This window comes from Variovorax nitratireducens (assembly GCF_051216545.1).
In the GTDB taxonomy this organism is placed as follows: Bacteria; Pseudomonadota; Gammaproteobacteria; order Burkholderiales; family Burkholderiaceae_C; genus Variovorax.
The window spans coordinates 71,494-89,422 of the sequence record NZ_JBPJZO010000016.1 but is presented as its reverse complement, the minus strand read 5'-3'; the positions used below and the strand labels follow the sequence as shown (position 1 = coordinate 89,422).

The window sequence follows — 17,929 nt, the reverse complement described above, 5'->3', positions numbered from 1 at the left end:
TGAGCATCACGGTCAAGCTGATCAACCCGATCGCGATGGAAGAAGGCCTGCGCTTCGCCATCCGTGAAGGCGGCAAGACCGTCGGCTCGGGTGTCGTGGCAAAGATCCTCGCCTGATAAGGAACCGCATCATGGCCACCAAGCAAAAAATCCGCATCCGCCTGAAGGCGTTCGACTACAAGCTCATCGACCAGTCGGCCGCTGAAATTGTGGACACCGCCAAGCGCACCGGCGCGATCGTCAAGGGCCCCGTGCCCCTGCCGACCCGCATGAAGCGTTTCGACATCCTGCGTTCGCCGCACGTCAACAAGACGTCGCGCGACCAGCTCGAGATCCGCACGCACCAGCGCCTGATGGACATCGTCGACCCGACCGACAAGACCGTGGACGCGCTGATGAAGCTCGACCTGCCGGCCGGCGTTGACGTCGAGATCAAGCTGCAGTAAATCGCCGGAAACCGGTTCGACAAAGCCCGCGTGCATTTCGGCAAGCGGGCTTTGTCTTTTCCGTCGCGCCTGTGGCATCCTTCGCAGAGAGCGACGCGTTATCGTTCGGGAACTCCCAGACAGGGAAAGGGCAGCCGGTATGAACAAGATGTTGTGGTCTCGCGGTGTCGCGATTCTTGCCCTCGTCGTGCTGGCTGGCTGCGGCGGGGGCGGCGGGGGCGGCGGCGGCGCGGCCTTCTTCCCGCTCCCGGGCGTTGCCGTGCCGGGGTCTGTTGGTGACACCACCATTCCGGTCACGCTCAGCGGTACTGCCACCTACGACGCAGTCCCCAACGCTACCGGCGCACTGCTCTACGGATCCAGCAGCGCCAAACCTGTGCGCGGCGCGGCAGTGGAAGTGCTCAACGCTGCGTCGACCGTGTTGGCCAGCACCACGACCGATGGCAACGGCGTGTACTCGGCCACGGTGCCTTCGAACACGCAGATCTTCGTGCGGGTCAAGGCCCAGATGGTGCAGGGCGGCAGCGGCGCCACCTGGGACGTCAGCGTGCGCGACAACACCCAGTCCGACGCGATCTACGTGATCGATTCACCGACCTTCTCGTCGGGCGCAGCGGCGCTGACGCGCGACCTGCGCGCAACTTCGGGTTGGGGTGGCGCGTCCTACACCGGCACGCGGATCGCGGCGCCTTTCGCGGTGCTCGACACGGTCTACACGGCAATCCAGAAAGTGCTTTCCGCTGCGCCGGCGACGGCCTTTCCTTCGTTGCGGGTGTTCTGGAGCGTCAACAACGTGCCTTCCGGCGGCAGTCCGGCGCTCGGCCAGATCGGAACCACCTCGTTCTCGAGCGGCGGTTCGAGCGGCCGCGCAATCTATGTGCTCGGCAAGGAAAACGTCGATACCGATGAATACGATGCCTCGGTGATCGCGCACGAGTGGGGGCACTACTACCAATCGGCATTCAGCCGCGATGATTCGCCGGGCGGCGAGCACTCCCAGTCGCAGCGGGTCGATCGCCGTCTTGCCTTCTCGGAGGGCTGGGGCAATGCCTGGTCGGGCATTGCGTTGGCGCGCAGCAACTACACCGATTCGGGGGGTCCCGCACAGGCGCAAGGCGTCAACGTCGATCTTTCGGCGGGCCCCGCGAACAATCCCGGCTGGTACCGGGAGATGTCGATCCAGTCGATCCTGTGGAATCTCAACCAGCAGGTTGGATTCCAGCCGATCCACGCCGCCATGACCGGTACGTTCAAAACGGCCGTTGCCGTCACGTCGATTCACCCGTTCACCGCCGCGTTCAATGCCGCGTCGCCGGGTAGCGCCTCCGCGTTGACCGGTCTGCTGGTCGGGCAAAACATCAGTGCGGCGGCGAACGACCCGTTCGGGACGGCCGAAACCAATGCCGGCGGTGCACCTGCGATTGCATCGGCGCTGCCGATGTACGTGACGGCCTCTATCGGCGCCACCACGGTCGCCTGCGTCTCCAACATCGCCGGTGCCGGCAACAAGCTTGGCAGCTTCGTCTATCTCCGGGTCACTGCGCCCAGCGCGGGTGCCCGCCAGATTTCGGTGACGGGCCCGGCCGCGGCCGATCCGGACTTCGAGGTCTACAGCGGCCGGTTGTTGGCGCTCAGCGATGGCCTGGGGTCGACCGAGACGGCGGCCGTCGGCCTGCTGGCCGGGGACAACGTTGTGGTTCTGCGCGATTACAACGACTCCGCTGCATCGACCTGCTTCAACGTCAGCATTACTTGAGGAACGCCGCCATGAACATCCGACGCAGTTCGAGCGTGACCTTTCTGGCGCTGGCGCTTGCAATGCCGCTGGCGGCGTCGGCCGACGCCCCCGCGCCCGGCATCGCCAAGACACCGTCAAGGCAGGCCACCATGACCCAGGCCGCGAAAAAGCCCAACGGCGCCGGCGTCGACGTGCAGTACACGGTCGACGGCTCGCCGCAGGTCGGCCGCAACACGACTGTGACCATACGTTTCGACGGCGTCGTCGATCCGGCGGGCGCGGGCGTGCGACTCAGCGCCGATCCCGGGCTCACGCTGACCGGCAGCGCCGATCTCCGCTTGCCGGCCGGCGAGGTAACTACCGTCACCGTGCAGGTGGCTCCGGGCGCTGAGGGGATCTCTTACCTGAACGTTTTCACCACGCAGCACGGGCTGACCAGCGCAACGTCGATCCCGGTGCGGGTCGGCAAGGTCGCGCCGACGATGCGCTCGAGTGGCGATCTCAAGAAGACGCCGGCGGGCGAGCCCGTGATATCGATGCCGGTGCGTTGAGCGCAGGAGGGTGGCCCGTTGGCCGCCCTTGCGTGATGGCAACATCGCGGGCTATAATCTTTGGCTCTGCCTTTCGTGCGTCCTTTGGGGCGCCAAAAGGTCGGGTCTTATCAACCTTCTTCCGTGGCCGGGTTCCTTCATAAGGATTCGGTCAACGCTGTCGCCAATTGAAGTGGCAGCGGCGGGAGAGGACTTCCATTTTTGGAGAAAACAAATGAGTCTGAGCAACTCCCTCGGGTTGCTGGGTCGCAAGGTGGGGATGATGCGTCTCTTCACCGATGATGGGGACGCAGTTCCTGTCACGGTGGTGGATGTGTCCAACAACCGCGTGACCCAGATCAAGTCGCAAGAGACGGATGGCTACGTTGCCCTGCAGGTGACGTTCGGTTCGCGCAAAGCATCGCGTGTGACCAAGCCCCAGGCCGGCCACCTCGCGAAAGCGGGCGTCGAAGCCGGTGAAATCATCCAGGAATTCCGCGTGACCGCCGATACGGCCGGTCAGCACAAGGCCGGTGGCGTCATCGCCGCAGGCAGCGTGTTCGCGGTCGGCCAGAAGGTGGACGTGCAAGGCACTTCCATCGGCAAGGGCTTCGCTGGCACCATCAAGCGCCACAACATGAGCTCGCAGCGCGCGTCGCACGGCAACAGCCGTTCGCACAACGTGCCGGGTTCCATCGGTATGGCGCAGGATCCGGGCCGTGTGTTCCCGGGCAAGCGCATGACGGGCCATCTCGGCGACGTCACCGTGACCACGCAGAACCTCGACGTGTTCCGCATCGACGAAGCGCGTCAGCTGCTGTTGATCAAGGGCGCGATTCCGGGCTCCAAGGGTGGCTTTGTCACCGTGCGCCCCGCCGTCAAGGCCAAGCCGCAAGCTGCTGAAGGAGCGAAGTAATGGAACTCGAACTCCTGAACGAACAAGGCCAGGCTGCGTCGAAGTTCGACGCCCCCGAGACCGTGTTCGGCCGTGACTACAACGAAGACCTGGTTCACCAGATCGTCGTTGCATTCCAGGCCAACGCCCGCCAGGGCACGCGCGCCCAGAAGGATCGCGAGCAGGTCAAGCACTCGACCAAGAAGCCGTTCAAGCAAAAGGGAACGGGCCGTGCCCGTGCCGGTATGACGTCCTCGCCGTTGTGGCGTGGGGGTGGCCGGATTTTCCCGAACATGCCCGACGAAAACTTCTCGCAGAAGATCAACAAGAAGATGTACCGCGCCGGCATGGCGTCGATCCTCTCGCAGCTCGCTCGCGAAGGCCGTTTGGCCGTGGTGGACTCGCTCACGGTTGATTCGCCCAAGACCAAGCCGCTGGCGGCCCGGTTCAAGGCGATGAATCTGCAATCGGTGCTCGTGATCGCTGACGAAGTCGATGAAAACCTGTACCTCGCCTCGCGCAACCTGGTGAACGTGCTCGTCGTCGAGCCGCGTTACGCCGATCCGGTTTCGCTGGTGCACTACAAGAAGGTGCTGGTCACCAAGGCTGCCATCGAAAAGCTCAAGGAGATGTTCGCATGAGCCGCATGAATCCTACGCCCGCCGCCCGCCAGTTCGACGAAGGTCGACTGATGACGGTGCTGGTCGCGCCGATCGTGTCCGAAAAGGCCACGATGGTCGGCGAGAAGTCGAATGCGGTCACCTTCAAGGTGCTGCAAGACGCCACCAAGCCCGAGATCAAGGCCGCTGTTGAACTGATGTTCAAGGTCGAAGTCCAGGGCGTGTCCGTGCTCAACACCAAGGGCAAGACCAAGCGCTTCGGCAAGTCCATCGGCCGCCGCGACAACGTTCGCAAGGCCTACGTGACGCTGAAGGCCGGTCAAGAGCTCAACCTCGTCGGGGAAGGCGCTTAATCATGGCCGTCATCAAGATGAAACCCACTTCGCCGGGCCAACGCGGCGCGGTGAAGATCTCGCGGGATCACCTGTTCAAGGGTGCCCCGCACGCAGCCCTTCTGGAACCCCAGTTCCAAAAGGCCGGCCGCAACAACAACGGCCACATCACGACGCGTCACAAGGGCGGTGGGCACAAGCACCACTACCGCGTGGTCGACTTCGTGCGCAACAAGGACGGCATCCCGGCCAAGGTCGAACGCATCGAGTACGACCCGAACCGCACCGCCCACATTGCTTTGGTCTGCTACGCCGATGGCGAGCGCCGCTACATCATCGCCCCGCGCGGTCTGGAAGCCGGTGCCACGCTGCTGAGCGGTGCCGAAGCACCGATCCGCGCCGGCAACACGCTGCCGATCCGCAACATCCCGGTGGGTTCGACCATCCACTGCATCGAGCTGCAACCCGGCAAGGGCGCGCAAATCGCCCGCTCGGCCGGCACATCGGCCACGCTGCTGGCCCGCGAAGGCGTCTACGCTCAGGTGCGCATGCGCTCGGGTGAAGTGCGCCGCGTGCACGTCGAATGCCGCGCCACGATCGGTGAAGTTGCCAACGAAGAACACAGCCTGCGCCGTCTCGGCAAGGCTGGTGTCAAGCGCCACATGGGTATTCGCCCGACCGTTCGCGGCGTGGTGATGAACCCCGTGGACCACCCGCACGGTGGTGGCGAAGGCAAGACCGGCGAAGGCCGCCATCCTGTCGACCCGTGGGGCAATCTCACCAAGGGCTACCGTACCCGTAACAACAAGCGCACGCAGGTCTTCATCGTGTCGCGTCGCAAGAAGTAAGGGACAGCCTCATGACTCGCTCTCTCAAAAAGGGTCCTTTCGTCGACCACCACCTGGTGGCCAAGGCCGACAAGGCCGTGACGACCAAGGACAAGAAGCCGATCAAGACCTGGTCGCGTCGCTCGATGGTTCTGCCCGAGTTCATCGGCCTGACCATTGCCGTGCACAACGGCAAGCAGCACGTGCCTGTCTACATTACCGACCAGATGGTCGGCCACAAGCTCGGCGAATTTGCGCTCACCCGCACGTTCAAGGGGCACCCCGCGGACAAGAAAGTCCAGAAGAAGTAAGGAACGACCATGTCTGAAACACGTGCAGTCCTCCGCGGCGTCCGCCTCTCGGTCGACAAGGGCCGTCTGGTCGCTGACCTGATCCGCGGCAAGAAGGTCGATCAAGCGCTCAACGTTCTGCAGTTCACGCAGAAAAAGGCCGCTGTGATCATCAAGAAGGTGCTCGAGTCGGCCATCGCCAACGCCGAGCACAACGACGGTGCCGATATCGACGAACTGAAGGTCAAGACCATCTACGTCGAACAAGGCGCCACGCTCAAGCGCTTCACCGCGCGCGCCAAGGGTCGCGGCAACAGCATCAGCAAGCCCACGTGCCATGTGTACGTGACGGTTGGCAACTAAGAGGCCAGGAAGACTATGGGACAAAAAATCCACCCGACCGGCTTCCGCCTTGCGGTTACCCGCAACTGGTCCAGCCGCTGGTATGCCAACAACCGCGATTTCGCGGGCATGCTGGCCGAAGACATCAAGGTGCGCGAGTACCTGAAGAAGAAGCTCAAGAACGCATCCGTCTCCCGCGTGATGATCGAGCGCCCCGCCAAGAACGCCCGCATCACGATCTACTCGGCACGTCCGGGCGTCGTGATCGGCAAGAAGGGCGAGGACATCGAGAACCTCAAGCGCGAACTGGGCAAGCAGCTCGGCGTGCCGGTGGCAGTGAACATCGAAGAAGTGCGCAAGCCCGAAATCGATGCCAAGCTGATCGCCGACAGCATCACCCAGCAGCTCGAAAAGCGCATCATGTTCCGCCGCGCCATGAAGCGCGCGATGCAGAACGCCATGCGCCTGGGCGCCCAGGGCATCAAGATCATGTCGTCGGGTCGCCTGAACGGCATCGAAATCGCACGTTGCGAGTGGTACCGCGAAGGTCGCGTGCCGCTTCACACCCTGCGTGCCGACATCGACTACGGCACCTCGGAAGCCAAGACCACGTACGGCGTCATCGGCGTCAAGGTCTGGGTCTACAAGGGCGACACGCTGGGTCGCAACGACCTGCCGGCCGTCGAAACGCCGCGTCCCGACGACGAGCGTCGTCCGCGTGGTCCGCGCCGTGATGGCCGCCCGGGTGGCGACCGTCCGGGTGCAGACCGTCGTGGTTCCGCACGCCCCGCTGCCCGTGGCCCGATCGGTGGCAACACCGCGCCGGCCGATGGCAGCGACAAACCCGCAGAAGCCACCGGTGGTGCCCCCGCACCGGGTGCAGACGCCCCGAAACCCGCCGTTAAGCGCGTCCGCAAAGCCGCGCCAGCTGCAGCAGCTGACGGTGCCAAGTCCGAGTAATCGGTCTTAGAACCACGGAGTAAGAAACATGCTGCAACCTGCACGCAGAAAGTTCCGCAAGGAACAAAAGGGCCGCAACACCGGCATCGCGACCCGGGGCAACTCGGTCGCCTTTGGTGACTTCGGCCTGAAATGCACCGACCGCGGCCGTCTCACGGCGCGTCAGCTCGAAGCCGCGCGTCGCGCGATTTCGCGCCACGTGAAGCGCGGTGGTCGTATCTGGATTCGCGTGTTCCCCGACAAGCCGATCTCCCACAAGCCCGCTGAAGTGCGGATGGGTAACGGCAAGGGCAACCCCGAGTACTACGTGGCTGAAATCCAGCCCGGCAAGATCGTGTTCGAGATCGTCGGCGTGCCCGAAGAACTCGCTCGCGAAGCGTTCCGCCTGGCTGCCGCCAAGCTGCCGCTGCGCACCACGTTCGTCTCGCGCCAAATCGGCGCCTGATGGGAGAACACTGATGGCAACACGCAAGAAGAAGGACGCCGCGGCCAAGCCGGTCAAGGTGTCGAAGGCCGCAACGTTGCGCGACAAGGATGTCGCCGGCCTGCAGACCGAAATCAAGGAATTGCAAAAGGCCCATTTCGGCCTGCGCATGCAGAAAGCCACGCAACAGCTGTCGAACACGTCGACGCTGCGCGTGACGCGTCGCGATATCGCGCGCGCCAAGACCATTCTTGCCCAGAAGCAAGAAACCCAAGCCGCCAAGTAAGGAGTGAACATGACGGAAGTTAAAAAGTCCCTCAAGCGCACCTTGATCGGCAAGGTGGTCAGCGACAAGCGTGAGAAGACCGTGACCGTGCTGGTCGAGCGTCGTGTGAAGCACGAGCTCTACGGCAAGATCGTGGCCAAGACGAGCAAGTACCACGCCCATGACGAAAAGGGCGAGTACCACCTCGGCGACACCATCGAGATCACCGAAAGCCGGCCGATCTCGAAGACCAAGAACTGGGTTGTGACCCGTCTGGTCGAAAAGGCCGCGGCGGTCTAAACCCCCGGCCCGCAGCCCACGCCAAAACGGCCCACAATGTGGGCCGTTTTTCTTTTTCTGGAGCATCTTTCACCATGATCAAAGTCGGCGACACCCTTCCCGTGGCCACCCTGCAGGAGTACTCCGAGGTTGAAGGCGAGGCTTGCAGCATCGGCCCGAACCCGGTCGATGTGGCCAAGGCTTCGGCCGGCAAGACCATCGCGCTGTTCGCGCTGCCTGGTGCCTTCACACCGACCTGCTCGGCCAAACACGTGCCCGGCTATGTGCAGCACTTCGACGACTTCAAGGCCGCCGGCGTCGACGAGATCTGGTGCGTCAGCGTGAACGACGCGTTCGTCATGGGCGCCTGGGCGCGCGATCAGAAGACTGGCGCCAAGGTGCGCATGCTGGCCGACGGCAGTGCCGACTTCGCCAAGGCCACCGGCCTGACGCTCGACCTCACGGGCCGCGGCATGGGCCTGCGCAGCAATCGCTATTCGATGCTGGTGAAAGACGGCAAGGTCGCCTCACTCAACGTCGAAGCGCCTGGCAAGTTCGAAGTGAGCGATGCCGACACCCTGCTGGCCCAAGCGCGAGGCTGATCCAAGAATTCTTTCGCGAGGTGCCACGGATCCGGCTTCGCCGGGCCGTCGGCGCCGCCCCCGGCAGGGGGTAGGCGAAGCGACACGAAGTGCGCGCAGCCTGGGCGCGAGCTACAGGTCCACCTTGAGGTAGTGCGCCCCGGCAATTGGGTTGTGATAGTAGGGCGGCACGTCCTCGAAACCCAGGTCTTCATAGAGCGCGCGCGCCGATTCCATGTCGTCGAGCGTGTCGAGCAGCACGCAGGTGTAGCCCGCACTGCGGGCCGCATCGAGCAGCGCCTCGGCTATCTGGCGGCCCAGGCCCAGTCCGCGAAAGCCGGGCCGCACGTAGAGCCGTTTCATTTCCGCCGCGTTCGGGTAGTCGGCGGTGTCGAGCGGCCGCAGCGCACCACAGCCCGCGACATGCGCCGGCCGGCCGTCACCCCGCGTGAGCAGAGGCGCGCCGGTGGTCTGTTGCGCGTTGGCGTCGGTTGCATCGACCAGCGCCAGCAGCAGGAAGCCGCGCGGCTCGGCGTAGTCTCCGGGCAGGCCCGCCAGCTCCTCTTCGAAATTCTGAAAGCACAGGTCGATGTCCAGTGTTTCGGCATAGTCGCGGAACACAGCACGCGCAGCATCGAGCTCGTGCGGCTCGTCGGGCGTCAGCAGCACGATCTCGGGCGTGTCGGCCAGCGGCAGGGGACGCGATACGGAATAGCTCATGCGCGCAACGATGCAATCCAGGCTGCGAAGCCGGCGCACACGGCGAAGATCAACAGCGCCATCAGCCGTGTCGCCATGTTGTCGCGGCTCTCGGCGATGCGACCGCCGCTCAGCAGCTTGTCCCCGGAAAACATGGGTCGAATCAAGCGATCGCGCTTCACCAATACGTAGAACAGGATCGCCAGCACATGCAGGCAGACCAGCCCGATCACGATCCATTTGCCGTACCTCGTGTGCCAACCGCTGGCGAGGCTCACCGTGGCGCTGGACACGAAGCGTGTCAGTGGCCCGGACGCCGAGATTTCGTCGTCCGCGACCAGGCCGCTCGCGACCTGCAACGCCAGGATGCCGAGCAGCGCGAACACCGAAAACGCGCCGAGCGGGGTATGACCGATCAGATGGTCGGGATGGGCCCGACCAGCCAGGTAGTCGAGCACCGAGCGCGGCGAATAGATGAAGGCCGCGAAGCGCGACCAGCGCCCGCCGACGAAGCCCCACACCAGCCGGAACAGCAGCAGCGCCAGCACTGCATAGCCGAGCCGGAAGTGCCATTCCATGATGCCCCCAAGGCCGGTGATGAGAAGGCTGATCACCGCGAACGCCAACGCCCAGTGGAACAGCCGTGTCGGAAGATCCCAGATCCGGGCCGCACGCGCGAGCTCGTCTCCCAGCGCGGCGCGGTGGGTGGTCGGCTCGAACGAAGCGCTCATCGGAGGGTAGGGCGGGCTGCGGAACCCGCAGATTAGCAAAGTCGGGCCAGGGGCGTCTGCGGGTTGTTGCTATGCGCCCATGGGGGGACGCCCCCTCACACTGGCGCGCAGCGCCGTTTCGAAGCGCTGCCCCAACCTTGAGGAACACTCACGATGAATCGCTTTGCCATGTTCGCCCTCGCCGCGGCCTGCGCCGCGCTGTCGATGCCCGCTGCTGCCCAGTTCGCCAAATCCGAAGACGCGGTCAAGTACCGCCAGAGCGCGATGTTCATGCAGAGCCAGCATTTCGGGCGCATCGCGGCCATGGCCAACGGGCGCGTGCCCTACGACCAGGCCAGCGCGGTCGCCAACGCAGAAGTCGTGGCCATGGTGTCGCAATTGCCGTGGAGCGGCGCCTATGCGCCAGGCACGGAGGGTGGCAAGGCAAAGGCGGAAATCTGGAAGGAGCCGGCCAAGTTCAAGGAACACAGCGACAAGCTGGTCGCCGATACGGCCAAGCTGCTGGCCACCGCCAAAACCGGCAACCTCGAGGCGCTGAAGGCGGCGGTTGGATCTGTCGGAGGTACCTGCAAGGCATGCCACGACAGCTTCCGCCGCGACTAGGCGTTTTGCTACGAAGTTGATAGCTGCTTGCGCCCGCCTCGTGGGCGCTGCAGGCCGATCCGGCTTGCAAGTTGCGGCCGGTCAAACCTCGGTCAGAAGCTTCTCGATCAGCTGGTGGAGCTCGGCGAAATCGGGCTCGCCCACGTACCGCTTGACGATCTCGCCGCGCTTGTTGACGAGATAAGTGGTCGGCGTGAGCTGCACGTCGCCCCACGCCTTGGCCACTGCGCCGGTGTTGTCGATCGCCACTTTGAAGGGCAGTTTGCGCGTCTCGGCAAAGTTCACCACGTAGCTCGGCGGGTCGTAGCTCATGGCCACCGCCAGCGTGTCGTAGCCCTTGCTCTTGTACTTGTCGTACGTGGCGATCACCTTCGGCATTTCGCCGACGCAGGTGACGCAGCTGGTGGCCCAGAAGTTGACCAGCGTGACCTTGCCCTTCAGGTCGTTGGTGCTCTTCTGGCTGCCGTCGAGCAGTACGAAGGTGGATGCCGGAGCCTCCGTGGCGCCCGAATTCAGGTACACGCCCACGCCGGCCGCCAGGGCGATCGCGGTTGCGGCAACATAGAGGGCTTTTTTCATGGGGTGTCTGACAGATGGAGCGTCGCGATTTTAGTTCCGCCGGCTTTCGCCTGCTGGCCGCGCCGACGCTCCTGCTGGCGGTCGCCTGCAGCCCCACCTTCAACTGGCGCGACGTTGCGGCAACCAACGCCGAGTTGAGGGCGCTGATGCCCTGCAAGCCCGACCGTGCCGAGCGCCAGATTCCGTTCGGAAGCGAGTCGGTAAGCGTCCAGATGGCCGGCTGCGAAGCCGGCGGCGCCACTTTTGCGGTGGCCTATGCCCGCGCCGACAACGTGGCCCAGGCCGAGGCCTGGCTGGCCGCCTGGCGCGCCGGCACGCGCGCCCAGTGGCAGGCCGCAACCGGCGGCCAGATCCAGGAGGGGCCGGTCAGCATGGTGCGCGCCGCGGGCTCGCCGCCGCCCTGGCAGATTGAGACGCGGGGCGCCGGCCCCGACGGCAAGCCGACCGAAGCCCGCGTGCGCTGGTTCGCGCACGCGCAGCGCGACGGCAGCGTCGCGATCTACCAGGCCACGGTGCTCGGCACGCCGTCGGCCAGCGATGCCACGGGGACTTTCTTCGACGGGCTGCGCCTGCCGTGAGATCGCACAACCCCCGCATAATCAGCGACCGACCTCCGACACCGCATGAACAGCATTTTCATCATCGCCCACTCGCCACTGGCCCAGGCGCTGAGACAGTGCGCGCTGCACGTGTTCCCCGATTGCGAGAGCTCCATCGTGGCGCTCGACGTGCTGCCCAATGTCTCGCCCGAAGAAACGCTGGCGGCGGCGCGCATCACGCTGCAGCAGCAATACCGCACGCCGCGCTCCCAGGTGCTGGTGCTGGCCGACGTGTTCGGTGCCACGCCCTGCAACGTGGCGCAGAAGCTGGTCGACGGCGCCCGCTCGCGGCTTGTGGCCGGCGTCAACCTGCCGATGCTGCTGCGCGCCGTGACCTACCGCCACGAACCGCTCGAGGCGCTCGTGCAGCGCGCGGTCACCGGCGGCACGGCGGGTGTCATGCAGGTGGCCGTGGCGGCACCCCAAAACCAGGCGCGAAGAAAACTCAGTGATCAAGAACTCCGTGACCATCAGCAATAAGCTCGGGCTGCATGCCCGTGCGTCGGCCAAGCTCACCAAGCTGGCCGGCAGTTTCCCGTGCGACGTGTACCTGGCGCGCGGCGACCGCCGCGTCAATGCCAAGAGCATCATGGGCGTGATGATGCTGGCCGCCGGCATCGGCGTCACGATCGACATTGAAATCAGCGGCGATCAGGAACAGGAAGCCATGGACGCGGTGGTCGAGCTGATCAACGACAAATTCGGGGAAGGCGAATAAACATGCCCCCACGCTCCGCACTTCGTGTCGTCGCTGCCCCCCGAGGAGGCGCGGCCGGCTTGGGGCGGCTCGGCGCCGGCCTGGCATGACCTTCGCGGTCCACGGCCTTCCTGTTGCCCGTGGCATCGCGATCGGACGCGCGGTGCTGGTGGTGTCGAGCCGTATCGACGTTGCCCACTACTTCATCAAGCCCGAAGAGATCGATACCGAGATCGGCCGCGTGCGCAGTGCGCGCAATGCCGTGGCCGAAGAGCTCGTCAAACTGCAGGCCAGCGTAGCCCTGATGGGTCCTAAAGACGCGCCGCACGAGCTCTCGGCACTGCTTGAAGTGCACCAGATGCTGCTGCAGGACGAGGCCCTGTCCGAAGGCGTCAAGCACTGGATCACCGAACGCCTCTACAACGCCGAATGGGCGCTGACCACGCAGCTCGAAATCATCGCGCGCCAGTTCGACGAGATGGAGGACGAGTACCTGCGGGAGCGCAAGGCCGACCTCGAGCAGGTAGTCGAGCGCCTGCTGCACCGCATGAAGGGCACCGCCGCCGTACTGGCGCCCAAGCCGCCGCGCCGCAAGCGCGCGGCCGAGGCGGAGGACGACGAAGACGTGACCGTCAGCGACGGCATCGACGTGCCGTTGGTACTTATTGCGCACGACCTGTCGCCGGCCGACATGCTGCAGTTCAAGAAGAGCGTGTTCGCCGGCTTCGTCACCGACGTGGGCGGCCGCACCTCGCACACTGCGATCGTCGCGCGCAGCATGGACATTCCGGCCGTGGTCGGCGCGCGCAGCGCGAGCCAACTGGTGCGCCAGGACGACTGGGTCATCATCGACGGCGATGCCGGCGTGGTGATCGTCGACCCGTCGCCGATCATCCTGGCGGAGTACGGTTTCAAGCAGCGCCAGGGTGACCTCGAACGCGGCCGGCTCTCGCGCCTGCGCCACAAGCCGGCTGTCACGCTCGATGGCGAGCGCGTCGACCTGCTGGCCAACATCGAAATGCCGGAAGACACGCTCAACGCGGTCAAGGCCGGCGCCGTGGGCGTGGGGCTGTTCCGTAGCGAGTTCCTGTTCATGGGCCGCGAGTCGCAGCGCCTCTCGCGGCTGCCCGACGAAGAAGAGCAGTACCAGGCCTACAAGCGCGCGGTCGAAGGCATGCAGGGCATGCCGGTCACCATCCGTACCATCGACGTCGGCGCCGACAAGCCGCTCGACGGCAAGTCGGCCAACAAGCAGGAGCACCTGAACCCGGCGCTCGGCCTGCGTGCGATCCGCTGGAGCCTGGCCGACCCGGCCATGTTCCTGACGCAGCTGCGCGCCATCCTGCGCGCCGCGGCGCACGGCGAGATCCACCTGCTGATTCCGATGCTCGCGCACGCCAGCGAGATCCGCCAGACGCTGTCGCTGATCGACTTCGCCCGCGCCGAGCTCGACAACCGCGGCGTGGTGTACGGCCAGGTGAAGCTTGGCGCCATGATCGAGATTCCGGCCGCGGCGCTCACGCTCAAGACCTTCCTGAAGTACTTCGACTTTCTCTCGATCGGCACCAACGACCTGATCCAGTACACGCTGGCAATCGATCGGGCCGACGAAGCGGTGGCGCATCTCTACGACCCGGCGCATCCGGCCGTGCTGCGCCTGGTGGCCGACACCATTGCGGAATGCCGCCGCCAGGGCAAGGGCGTCAGCGTCTGCGGCGAAATGGCGGGCGACCCCCAGTTCACGCGGCTGCTGCTCGGCATGGGCCTGCGCAGCTTCTCGATGCACCCCTCGCAGATCCTCACGGTCAAGCAGGAGGTGTTGCGCGCCGACACCAACAAGCTGGTGCCGTGGGCGCAACAGGTGCTCGAGGCCGACGACCCCGCGCTACTGCTGGCGCGCTGAGCTTCCGGCTCCGGTCGGCCTGCGGCGCCCCGCTTTTTGCGGGCGCGGGCGCTGTTGAACAACGGCGTCGACATCAAACGAAACATAACGAGACCGCGCTGAAAAGACGCGGCGCGACGCTGCTCGCACCATCGAGGCTCCTTCAACAAGCACTCCCTGAAAGGCCTCGATCATGAACATCCGCTCCACCTTCCTTGCCGTTTCCGCGCTGGCCCTGCTGGGCACCTCGGCCGTCCACGCTGAGACCTACGCCGGCGTGCAGGCGCCCGTTTCCGCCATGAGCCGCGACGCCGTGCATGCCGAAGCCCTGCGCGCTGCTTCGGCACCCGACCAGAACGTGACACGCGGTTCGCGCGGCGCCGAAACCGTCGCCGTTTCGAAGGATCGCGCAGCGGTTCAGGCCGAAGCCGTGCGCGCGAGCGCCGCGCCGGATCAGAACGTGAGCTCGGGCTCGCGCGTCAACAGCAAGGTCATCTCGACCATGCAAAACCCGGTCGACCTGCGCACCAGCAAGCTCTGAAGCGCCACCGCCCCTTCCTCCATTCCATCCCCAAGGACATCTCATGAAGCACTGGATCAAACGTTCCCTTTTCGGCCTCTTCGGCGGCGCGCTCGTGGTCGGCAGCATTGCCGGCTGTGCGGCCCAGCGTCACGGCTGGGGCGGCGGCGATCCGGCCGAATTCCGTGCCAAGGTGGTCGAGCGCGTCGGCAGCAAGCTCGACCTCGATGCCACGCAAAAGCAGAAGCTCGGCGTGCTCGCCGAAAAACTGCAGGCGCAACGCACGGCGATGCGTGACGCGGGCGGCGCCGGCGGCGCCCGCTCGCAGTTCACGTCGCTGTTCGCCGGCAACAAGCTCGACCAGGCTGGCGCCGCCAAGCTGGTCGACGAAAAGACGGCAGCGGTGCGCGCTGGCAGCCCCGAAATCATCGCGGCGGCGGCCGACTTCTTCGACAACCTGAACCCGTCGCAGCAGCAGAAGGTGCGCGAGTTCATGGCCCGTGGCCGCCGTTGGGGCCATCGTGGCTGAAGTTGCGGGCTTCAGCGGCGGGCGGGGCTGGCGCCGCGCCGAGCGGACGCCGGGCATCAGCACCGTGGTTCCGGTGCAGCCCGGCGCGGCGCGCGGCGGCGTGCGGAATCTGCTGCGCCTCGAAGGCGCGGTGCTGCTGGTCGGCGCGCTGGTCGCGTACGAGCAGGTCGGCGCCGGCTGGGGCGCGTTCGCGCTGCTGTTCCTCGTGCCCGATGTCTCGCTGCTGGGCTACCTTGCTGGCGCGCGCACCGGAGCCATGCTCTACAACGCCGCGCATTCCTACTTCGGGCCTGCCGCGCTGATCGCGCTCGGCGCGCTGGCCGCGCAACCGGTTGCGCTGGCGCTGGGGCTGGTCTGGCTGGCTCACATCGGCTTCGATCGCCTGCTGGGCTACGGCCTCAAGTACGGCAGCAGCTTCGGCGCCACCCACCTCGGGCAACTCGGCCCGCGTGACGCGTGGTGATCCTTTTCAAGGGGTCCCGCAGTCACAATCCGGCCATGCCACGCATCCTTCTGATCGACGACGACGAGCATCTGGCGCCGCCGCTCGCCACTTACTTCGCGCGCTTCGACTGCGTGCTGGAAAGCGCGACGCGGCCGAGCGAAGGCCTGGCCAAGCTGCGGGCCGGCCACTACGACGCCGCGATCCTCGACGTGATGCTGCCCGAGATGGACGGCTTCGCGCTGTGCCGCGAGATCCGCAAGGAGAGCGAGATCCCGATCGTGATGCTCACCGCGCGTGGCGATGTGATGGACCGCGTGGTCGGCCTCGAGATCGGCGCCGACGACTACCTGCCCAAGCCCTTCGAGCCGCGCGAGTTGGTGGCGCGCGTGCAGACCATCCTGCGGCGCCAGCGGACGCAACTCGCCGCAGCGCCCGTCGCGATCGCGGTGGCGACGCAGCGCCACGTGTTCGACGGCCTGGCCATCGACCTCGACCGGCGCGAAGTGCTGCGCCAGGGCGAGCGCGTCGAACTCACCGGCACCGAGTTCGAGCTGCTCGCGCTGCTGGCCGCCGAGCCCGGCCGGGTGTTCAGCCGCGACGACATCCTGAATCGCCTGCGCGGCCACGAGGCCGACCTGTACACGCGTGCGGTCGACATCGTGGTGAGCCGTCTGCGCAAGAAGCTGGAGCCGCTCGACTGCATCAAGACGCTGCGCAACGCGGGCTACACGCTCGCGGTGGCCCGAAGCGAGCCGGCATGAGGCGTCGCGGCCGCGTGCTGGCTTCGGCCGACCGGGCGCTGGCTGCCGCGGGGCAGGCCAGCCAGCGCGGCCAGCGGCGCTGGCGCCATTCGCTGCGGCTGCGGTTGGTTACGCTGTTCGTCGTGCTCGCGCTGGCGCTGATGGCCGTGTTCGTCGGCGGCATGAAGTCGGCGCTGTCGAGCACCGGCTGGCGCGAGGTTGCGCGCCCGCTGCTGGTCGACTACATGGATCGCGTCGTGGTCGAGCTCGGCAGCCCGCCAGAGGTGGCGCGCGCGCAGGCGCTGGTCGACCGGCTGCCCATCACGCTGCGCATCGATGGTCCGAAGGTGAACTGGGATTCGGATCCGGGCCGCAGCGACCGCCGCGGCTGGTTCTCCGAGCGCCGGCGCGAGCGCGACGCGCCGGACGATCCCTGGTTCGTCCGGCCGACGGCCGACGGCCACCGCGTCACCTTCGGCTGGAGTCCGCGCCTGTGGCAGCACCAGCCCAGCAATGCCGACTGGATCACTGCGGTGCTGGCGCTCGGGCTGATCCTGCTGGCCTACGCGCTCGTGCACAAGTTGCTTAAGCCCCTGGACGACATTCGCAAGGGTGCTGACCGCTTTGGCCGCGGCGACTTTGCGCAGGCCATTCCGCTGCGCCGGCGCGACGAACTCGGCGACCTCGCGCATCGCATCAACACCATGGCGCACGACCTCGAAGGCATGCTCGATGCCAAGCGCGCGCTGCTGCTCGCGCTGAGCCACGAGCTGCGCTCACCGCTTACGCGCGCACGGCTCAATGCCGAGCTCCTGCCCGACACGCCCGACGGCGCCGCCGAGCGCGCAGCCTTGTTGCGCGATCTGAACGAGATGCGCGACCTCATCAGCGACCTGCTGGAAAGCGAGCGCCTCGCGAGTCCGCACGCGGCGCTGCAACGCGAGCCGGTCGACCTGACCGCGCTGGTGCGCGAGGTGGTGGCGGAGCAGGCCGAAGGCCCGCAGGTGCAGCTGGATCTGCCCGAGGCGCTGCCGGTGCGCCCGCTCGACCGCACCCGCGTGCGCCTGCTGGTGCGCAACCTGCTCGACAACGCGTTACGCTACAGCGCCGGCGCGCCGCAGCCGCCGCGTATTTCGCTGCGCACCGAGGGCAAGGGCGTGCTGCTCGAAGTGCGCGACTTCGGCCCCGGCGTCGACGAGGCGCAACTCGGGCACCTGACCGAACCGTTCTACCGCACCGACAGCGCGCGCCAGCGCGCGACCGGCGGCGTCGGCCTCGGGATGTACCTGTGCCGGCTGGTGGCCGAGGCCCACGGTGGCAGGCTGGAGGTGCGCAACGCGCAGCCCGGTCTGGCCATTTCGGCGCTGCTGATCTGAT

General features: G+C 66.1%; 28 protein-coding genes. 25 read left to right on the top strand and 3 right to left on the bottom strand.

The window, feature by feature from the left end; genetic code table 11:
* The 15 genes from ACSFA8_RS25630 to ACSFA8_RS25560 form a co-directional block, all read left to right on the top strand.
* Positions 1-116, top strand: a 116-nt coding sequence (locus ACSFA8_RS25630) for an EF-Tu C-terminal domain-related protein (RefSeq protein ID WP_475544492.1), incomplete at its 5' end; no start/stop codon positions are given.
* Between the two features lie 14 nt (positions 117-130).
* The gene (rpsJ, locus tag ACSFA8_RS25625; protein ID WP_007838118.1) at positions 131-445 is read left to right on the top strand and encodes a 30S ribosomal protein S10; all 315 of its coding nucleotides are present in this window, start codon (positions 131-133) and stop codon (positions 443-445) included.
* A 139-nt stretch (positions 446-584) separates the two neighbouring features.
* On the top strand, positions 585-2,201 hold the full coding sequence (locus ACSFA8_RS25620) for a hypothetical protein (RefSeq protein ID WP_435482276.1): 1,617 nt from the start codon (positions 585-587) through the stop codon (positions 2,199-2,201).
* A gap of 11 nt (positions 2,202-2,212) precedes the next feature.
* Positions 2,213-2,734 carry a hypothetical protein gene (locus ACSFA8_RS25615; RefSeq protein WP_435482275.1) on the top strand — a complete coding sequence of 174 codons (522 nt, stop codon included), beginning with the start codon at positions 2,213-2,215 and terminating at the stop codon, positions 2,732-2,734.
* A gap of 214 nt (positions 2,735-2,948) precedes the next feature.
* Entirely contained in the window at positions 2,949-3,629 is a 681-nt protein-coding gene (gene rplC, locus ACSFA8_RS25610) for a 50S ribosomal protein L3 (protein WP_286540999.1), read from the top strand.
* A complete protein-coding gene (rplD, locus tag ACSFA8_RS25605) occupies positions 3,629-4,249 on the top strand; it encodes a 50S ribosomal protein L4 (RefSeq protein WP_286541002.1) in 621 nt (206 codons plus the stop codon). Before rplC ends, rplD begins: the two co-directional genes overlap by 1 nt.
* Before the next feature lie 5 nt (positions 4,250-4,254).
* Positions 4,255-4,581 (top strand): 50S ribosomal protein L23, encoded by a 327-nt coding sequence (gene rplW / locus ACSFA8_RS25600; RefSeq protein WP_286541488.1) that lies wholly within the window; start codon positions 4,255-4,257, stop codon positions 4,579-4,581.
* A 2-nt stretch (positions 4,582-4,583) separates the two neighbouring features.
* Positions 4,584-5,408: a 50S ribosomal protein L2 gene (gene rplB / locus ACSFA8_RS25595; RefSeq protein ID WP_286541003.1), complete on the top strand. Its 825-nt coding sequence runs from the start codon at positions 4,584-4,586 to the stop codon at positions 5,406-5,408.
* An 11-nt stretch (positions 5,409-5,419) separates the two neighbouring features.
* Complete coding sequence (gene rpsS, locus ACSFA8_RS25590; protein WP_007838132.1) at positions 5,420-5,698, top strand: 30S ribosomal protein S19; 279 nt, start codon at positions 5,420-5,422, stop codon at positions 5,696-5,698.
* A 9-nt stretch (positions 5,699-5,707) separates the two neighbouring features.
* Positions 5,708-6,040, top strand: coding sequence for a 50S ribosomal protein L22 (gene rplV / locus ACSFA8_RS25585; protein WP_213958426.1), 333 nt, complete (start codon positions 5,708-5,710; stop codon positions 6,038-6,040).
* Between the two features lie 15 nt (positions 6,041-6,055).
* Positions 6,056-6,979, top strand: coding sequence for a 30S ribosomal protein S3 (gene rpsC / locus ACSFA8_RS25580; RefSeq protein WP_435482274.1), 924 nt, complete (start codon positions 6,056-6,058; stop codon positions 6,977-6,979).
* 28 nt (positions 6,980-7,007) lie between these two features.
* Positions 7,008-7,424: a 50S ribosomal protein L16 gene (gene rplP / locus ACSFA8_RS25575; protein WP_340367388.1), complete on the top strand. Its 417-nt coding sequence runs from the start codon at positions 7,008-7,010 to the stop codon at positions 7,422-7,424.
* Positions 7,425-7,482: 58 nt separating this feature from the next.
* Positions 7,483-7,689, top strand: coding sequence for a 50S ribosomal protein L29 (gene rpmC / locus ACSFA8_RS25570; RefSeq protein ID WP_286541489.1), 207 nt, complete (start codon positions 7,483-7,485; stop codon positions 7,687-7,689).
* A 9-nt stretch (positions 7,690-7,698) separates the two neighbouring features.
* Positions 7,699-7,968: a 30S ribosomal protein S17 gene (gene rpsQ, locus ACSFA8_RS25565; protein WP_286541010.1), complete on the top strand. Its 270-nt coding sequence runs from the start codon at positions 7,699-7,701 to the stop codon at positions 7,966-7,968.
* Between the two features lie 74 nt (positions 7,969-8,042).
* The gene (locus ACSFA8_RS25560; RefSeq protein WP_435482273.1) at positions 8,043-8,549 is read left to right on the top strand and encodes a peroxiredoxin; all 507 of its coding nucleotides are present in this window, start codon (positions 8,043-8,045) and stop codon (positions 8,547-8,549) included.
* A 111-nt stretch (positions 8,550-8,660) separates the two neighbouring features.
* Here the strand turns inward: ACSFA8_RS25560 and ACSFA8_RS25555 are convergent, their stop codons facing one another.
* Entirely contained in the window at positions 8,661-9,248 is a 588-nt protein-coding gene (locus tag ACSFA8_RS25555) for a GNAT family N-acetyltransferase (protein WP_435482272.1), read from the bottom strand.
* On the bottom strand, positions 9,245-9,958 hold the full coding sequence (locus ACSFA8_RS25550) for a cytochrome b/b6 domain-containing protein (RefSeq protein ID WP_435482271.1): 714 nt from the start codon (positions 9,956-9,958) through the stop codon (positions 9,245-9,247). The genes ACSFA8_RS25555 and ACSFA8_RS25550 overlap by 4 nt, the downstream gene beginning before the upstream one ends.
* Before the next feature lie 153 nt (positions 9,959-10,111).
* Here ACSFA8_RS25550 and ACSFA8_RS25545 point away from each other — a divergent pair, with 153 nt between their 5' ends.
* Entirely contained in the window at positions 10,112-10,561 is a 450-nt protein-coding gene (locus tag ACSFA8_RS25545) for a c-type cytochrome (RefSeq protein ID WP_435482270.1), read from the top strand.
* A gap of 81 nt (positions 10,562-10,642) precedes the next feature.
* Here the strand turns inward: ACSFA8_RS25545 and ACSFA8_RS25540 are convergent, their stop codons facing one another.
* On the bottom strand, positions 10,643-11,140 hold the full coding sequence (locus tag ACSFA8_RS25540; protein ID WP_286541015.1) for a TlpA disulfide reductase family protein: 498 nt from the start codon (positions 11,138-11,140) through the stop codon (positions 10,643-10,645).
* Between the two features lie 14 nt (positions 11,141-11,154).
* Between ACSFA8_RS25540 and ACSFA8_RS25535 the strand changes: the two genes are divergently transcribed.
* The 9 genes from ACSFA8_RS25535 to ACSFA8_RS25495 all read left to right on the top strand — a co-directional run bounded on the left by ACSFA8_RS25535 (position 11,155) and on the right by ACSFA8_RS25495 (position 17,928).
* The gene (locus tag ACSFA8_RS25535) at positions 11,155-11,718 is read left to right on the top strand and encodes a hypothetical protein (protein WP_435482269.1); all 564 of its coding nucleotides are present in this window, start codon (positions 11,155-11,157) and stop codon (positions 11,716-11,718) included.
* Positions 11,719-11,763: 45 nt separating this feature from the next.
* Complete coding sequence (locus ACSFA8_RS25530; protein WP_435482268.1) at positions 11,764-12,219, top strand: PTS sugar transporter subunit IIA; 456 nt, start codon at positions 11,764-11,766, stop codon at positions 12,217-12,219.
* On the top strand, positions 12,188-12,457 hold the full coding sequence (locus ACSFA8_RS25525) for an HPr family phosphocarrier protein (RefSeq protein WP_435482267.1): 270 nt from the start codon (positions 12,188-12,190) through the stop codon (positions 12,455-12,457). The genes ACSFA8_RS25530 and ACSFA8_RS25525 overlap by 32 nt, the downstream gene beginning before the upstream one ends.
* An 85-nt stretch (positions 12,458-12,542) precedes the next feature.
* The gene (gene ptsP, locus ACSFA8_RS25520; RefSeq protein WP_435482266.1) at positions 12,543-14,339 is read left to right on the top strand and encodes a phosphoenolpyruvate--protein phosphotransferase; all 1,797 of its coding nucleotides are present in this window, start codon (positions 12,543-12,545) and stop codon (positions 14,337-14,339) included.
* A 172-nt stretch (positions 14,340-14,511) separates the two neighbouring features.
* Positions 14,512-14,859, top strand: a complete 348-nt coding sequence (locus ACSFA8_RS25515; protein WP_435482265.1) for a DUF4148 domain-containing protein — start codon at positions 14,512-14,514, stop codon at positions 14,857-14,859.
* A gap of 43 nt (positions 14,860-14,902) precedes the next feature.
* Complete coding sequence (locus ACSFA8_RS25510; protein ID WP_435482264.1) at positions 14,903-15,367, top strand: Spy/CpxP family protein refolding chaperone; 465 nt, start codon at positions 14,903-14,905, stop codon at positions 15,365-15,367.
* Positions 15,360-15,830 (top strand): DUF4260 domain-containing protein, encoded by a 471-nt coding sequence (locus ACSFA8_RS25505; protein WP_435482263.1) that lies wholly within the window; start codon positions 15,360-15,362, stop codon positions 15,828-15,830. Before ACSFA8_RS25510 ends, ACSFA8_RS25505 begins: the two co-directional genes overlap by 8 nt.
* 35 nt (positions 15,831-15,865) lie before the next feature.
* Positions 15,866-16,573 (top strand): response regulator transcription factor, encoded by a 708-nt coding sequence (locus ACSFA8_RS25500; RefSeq protein WP_435482262.1) that lies wholly within the window; start codon positions 15,866-15,868, stop codon positions 16,571-16,573.
* The gene (locus tag ACSFA8_RS25495; protein ID WP_435482261.1) at positions 16,570-17,928 is read left to right on the top strand and encodes a sensor histidine kinase; all 1,359 of its coding nucleotides are present in this window, start codon (positions 16,570-16,572) and stop codon (positions 17,926-17,928) included. Before ACSFA8_RS25500 ends, ACSFA8_RS25495 begins: the two co-directional genes overlap by 4 nt.
* Position 17,929 lies beyond the last annotated feature (1 nt).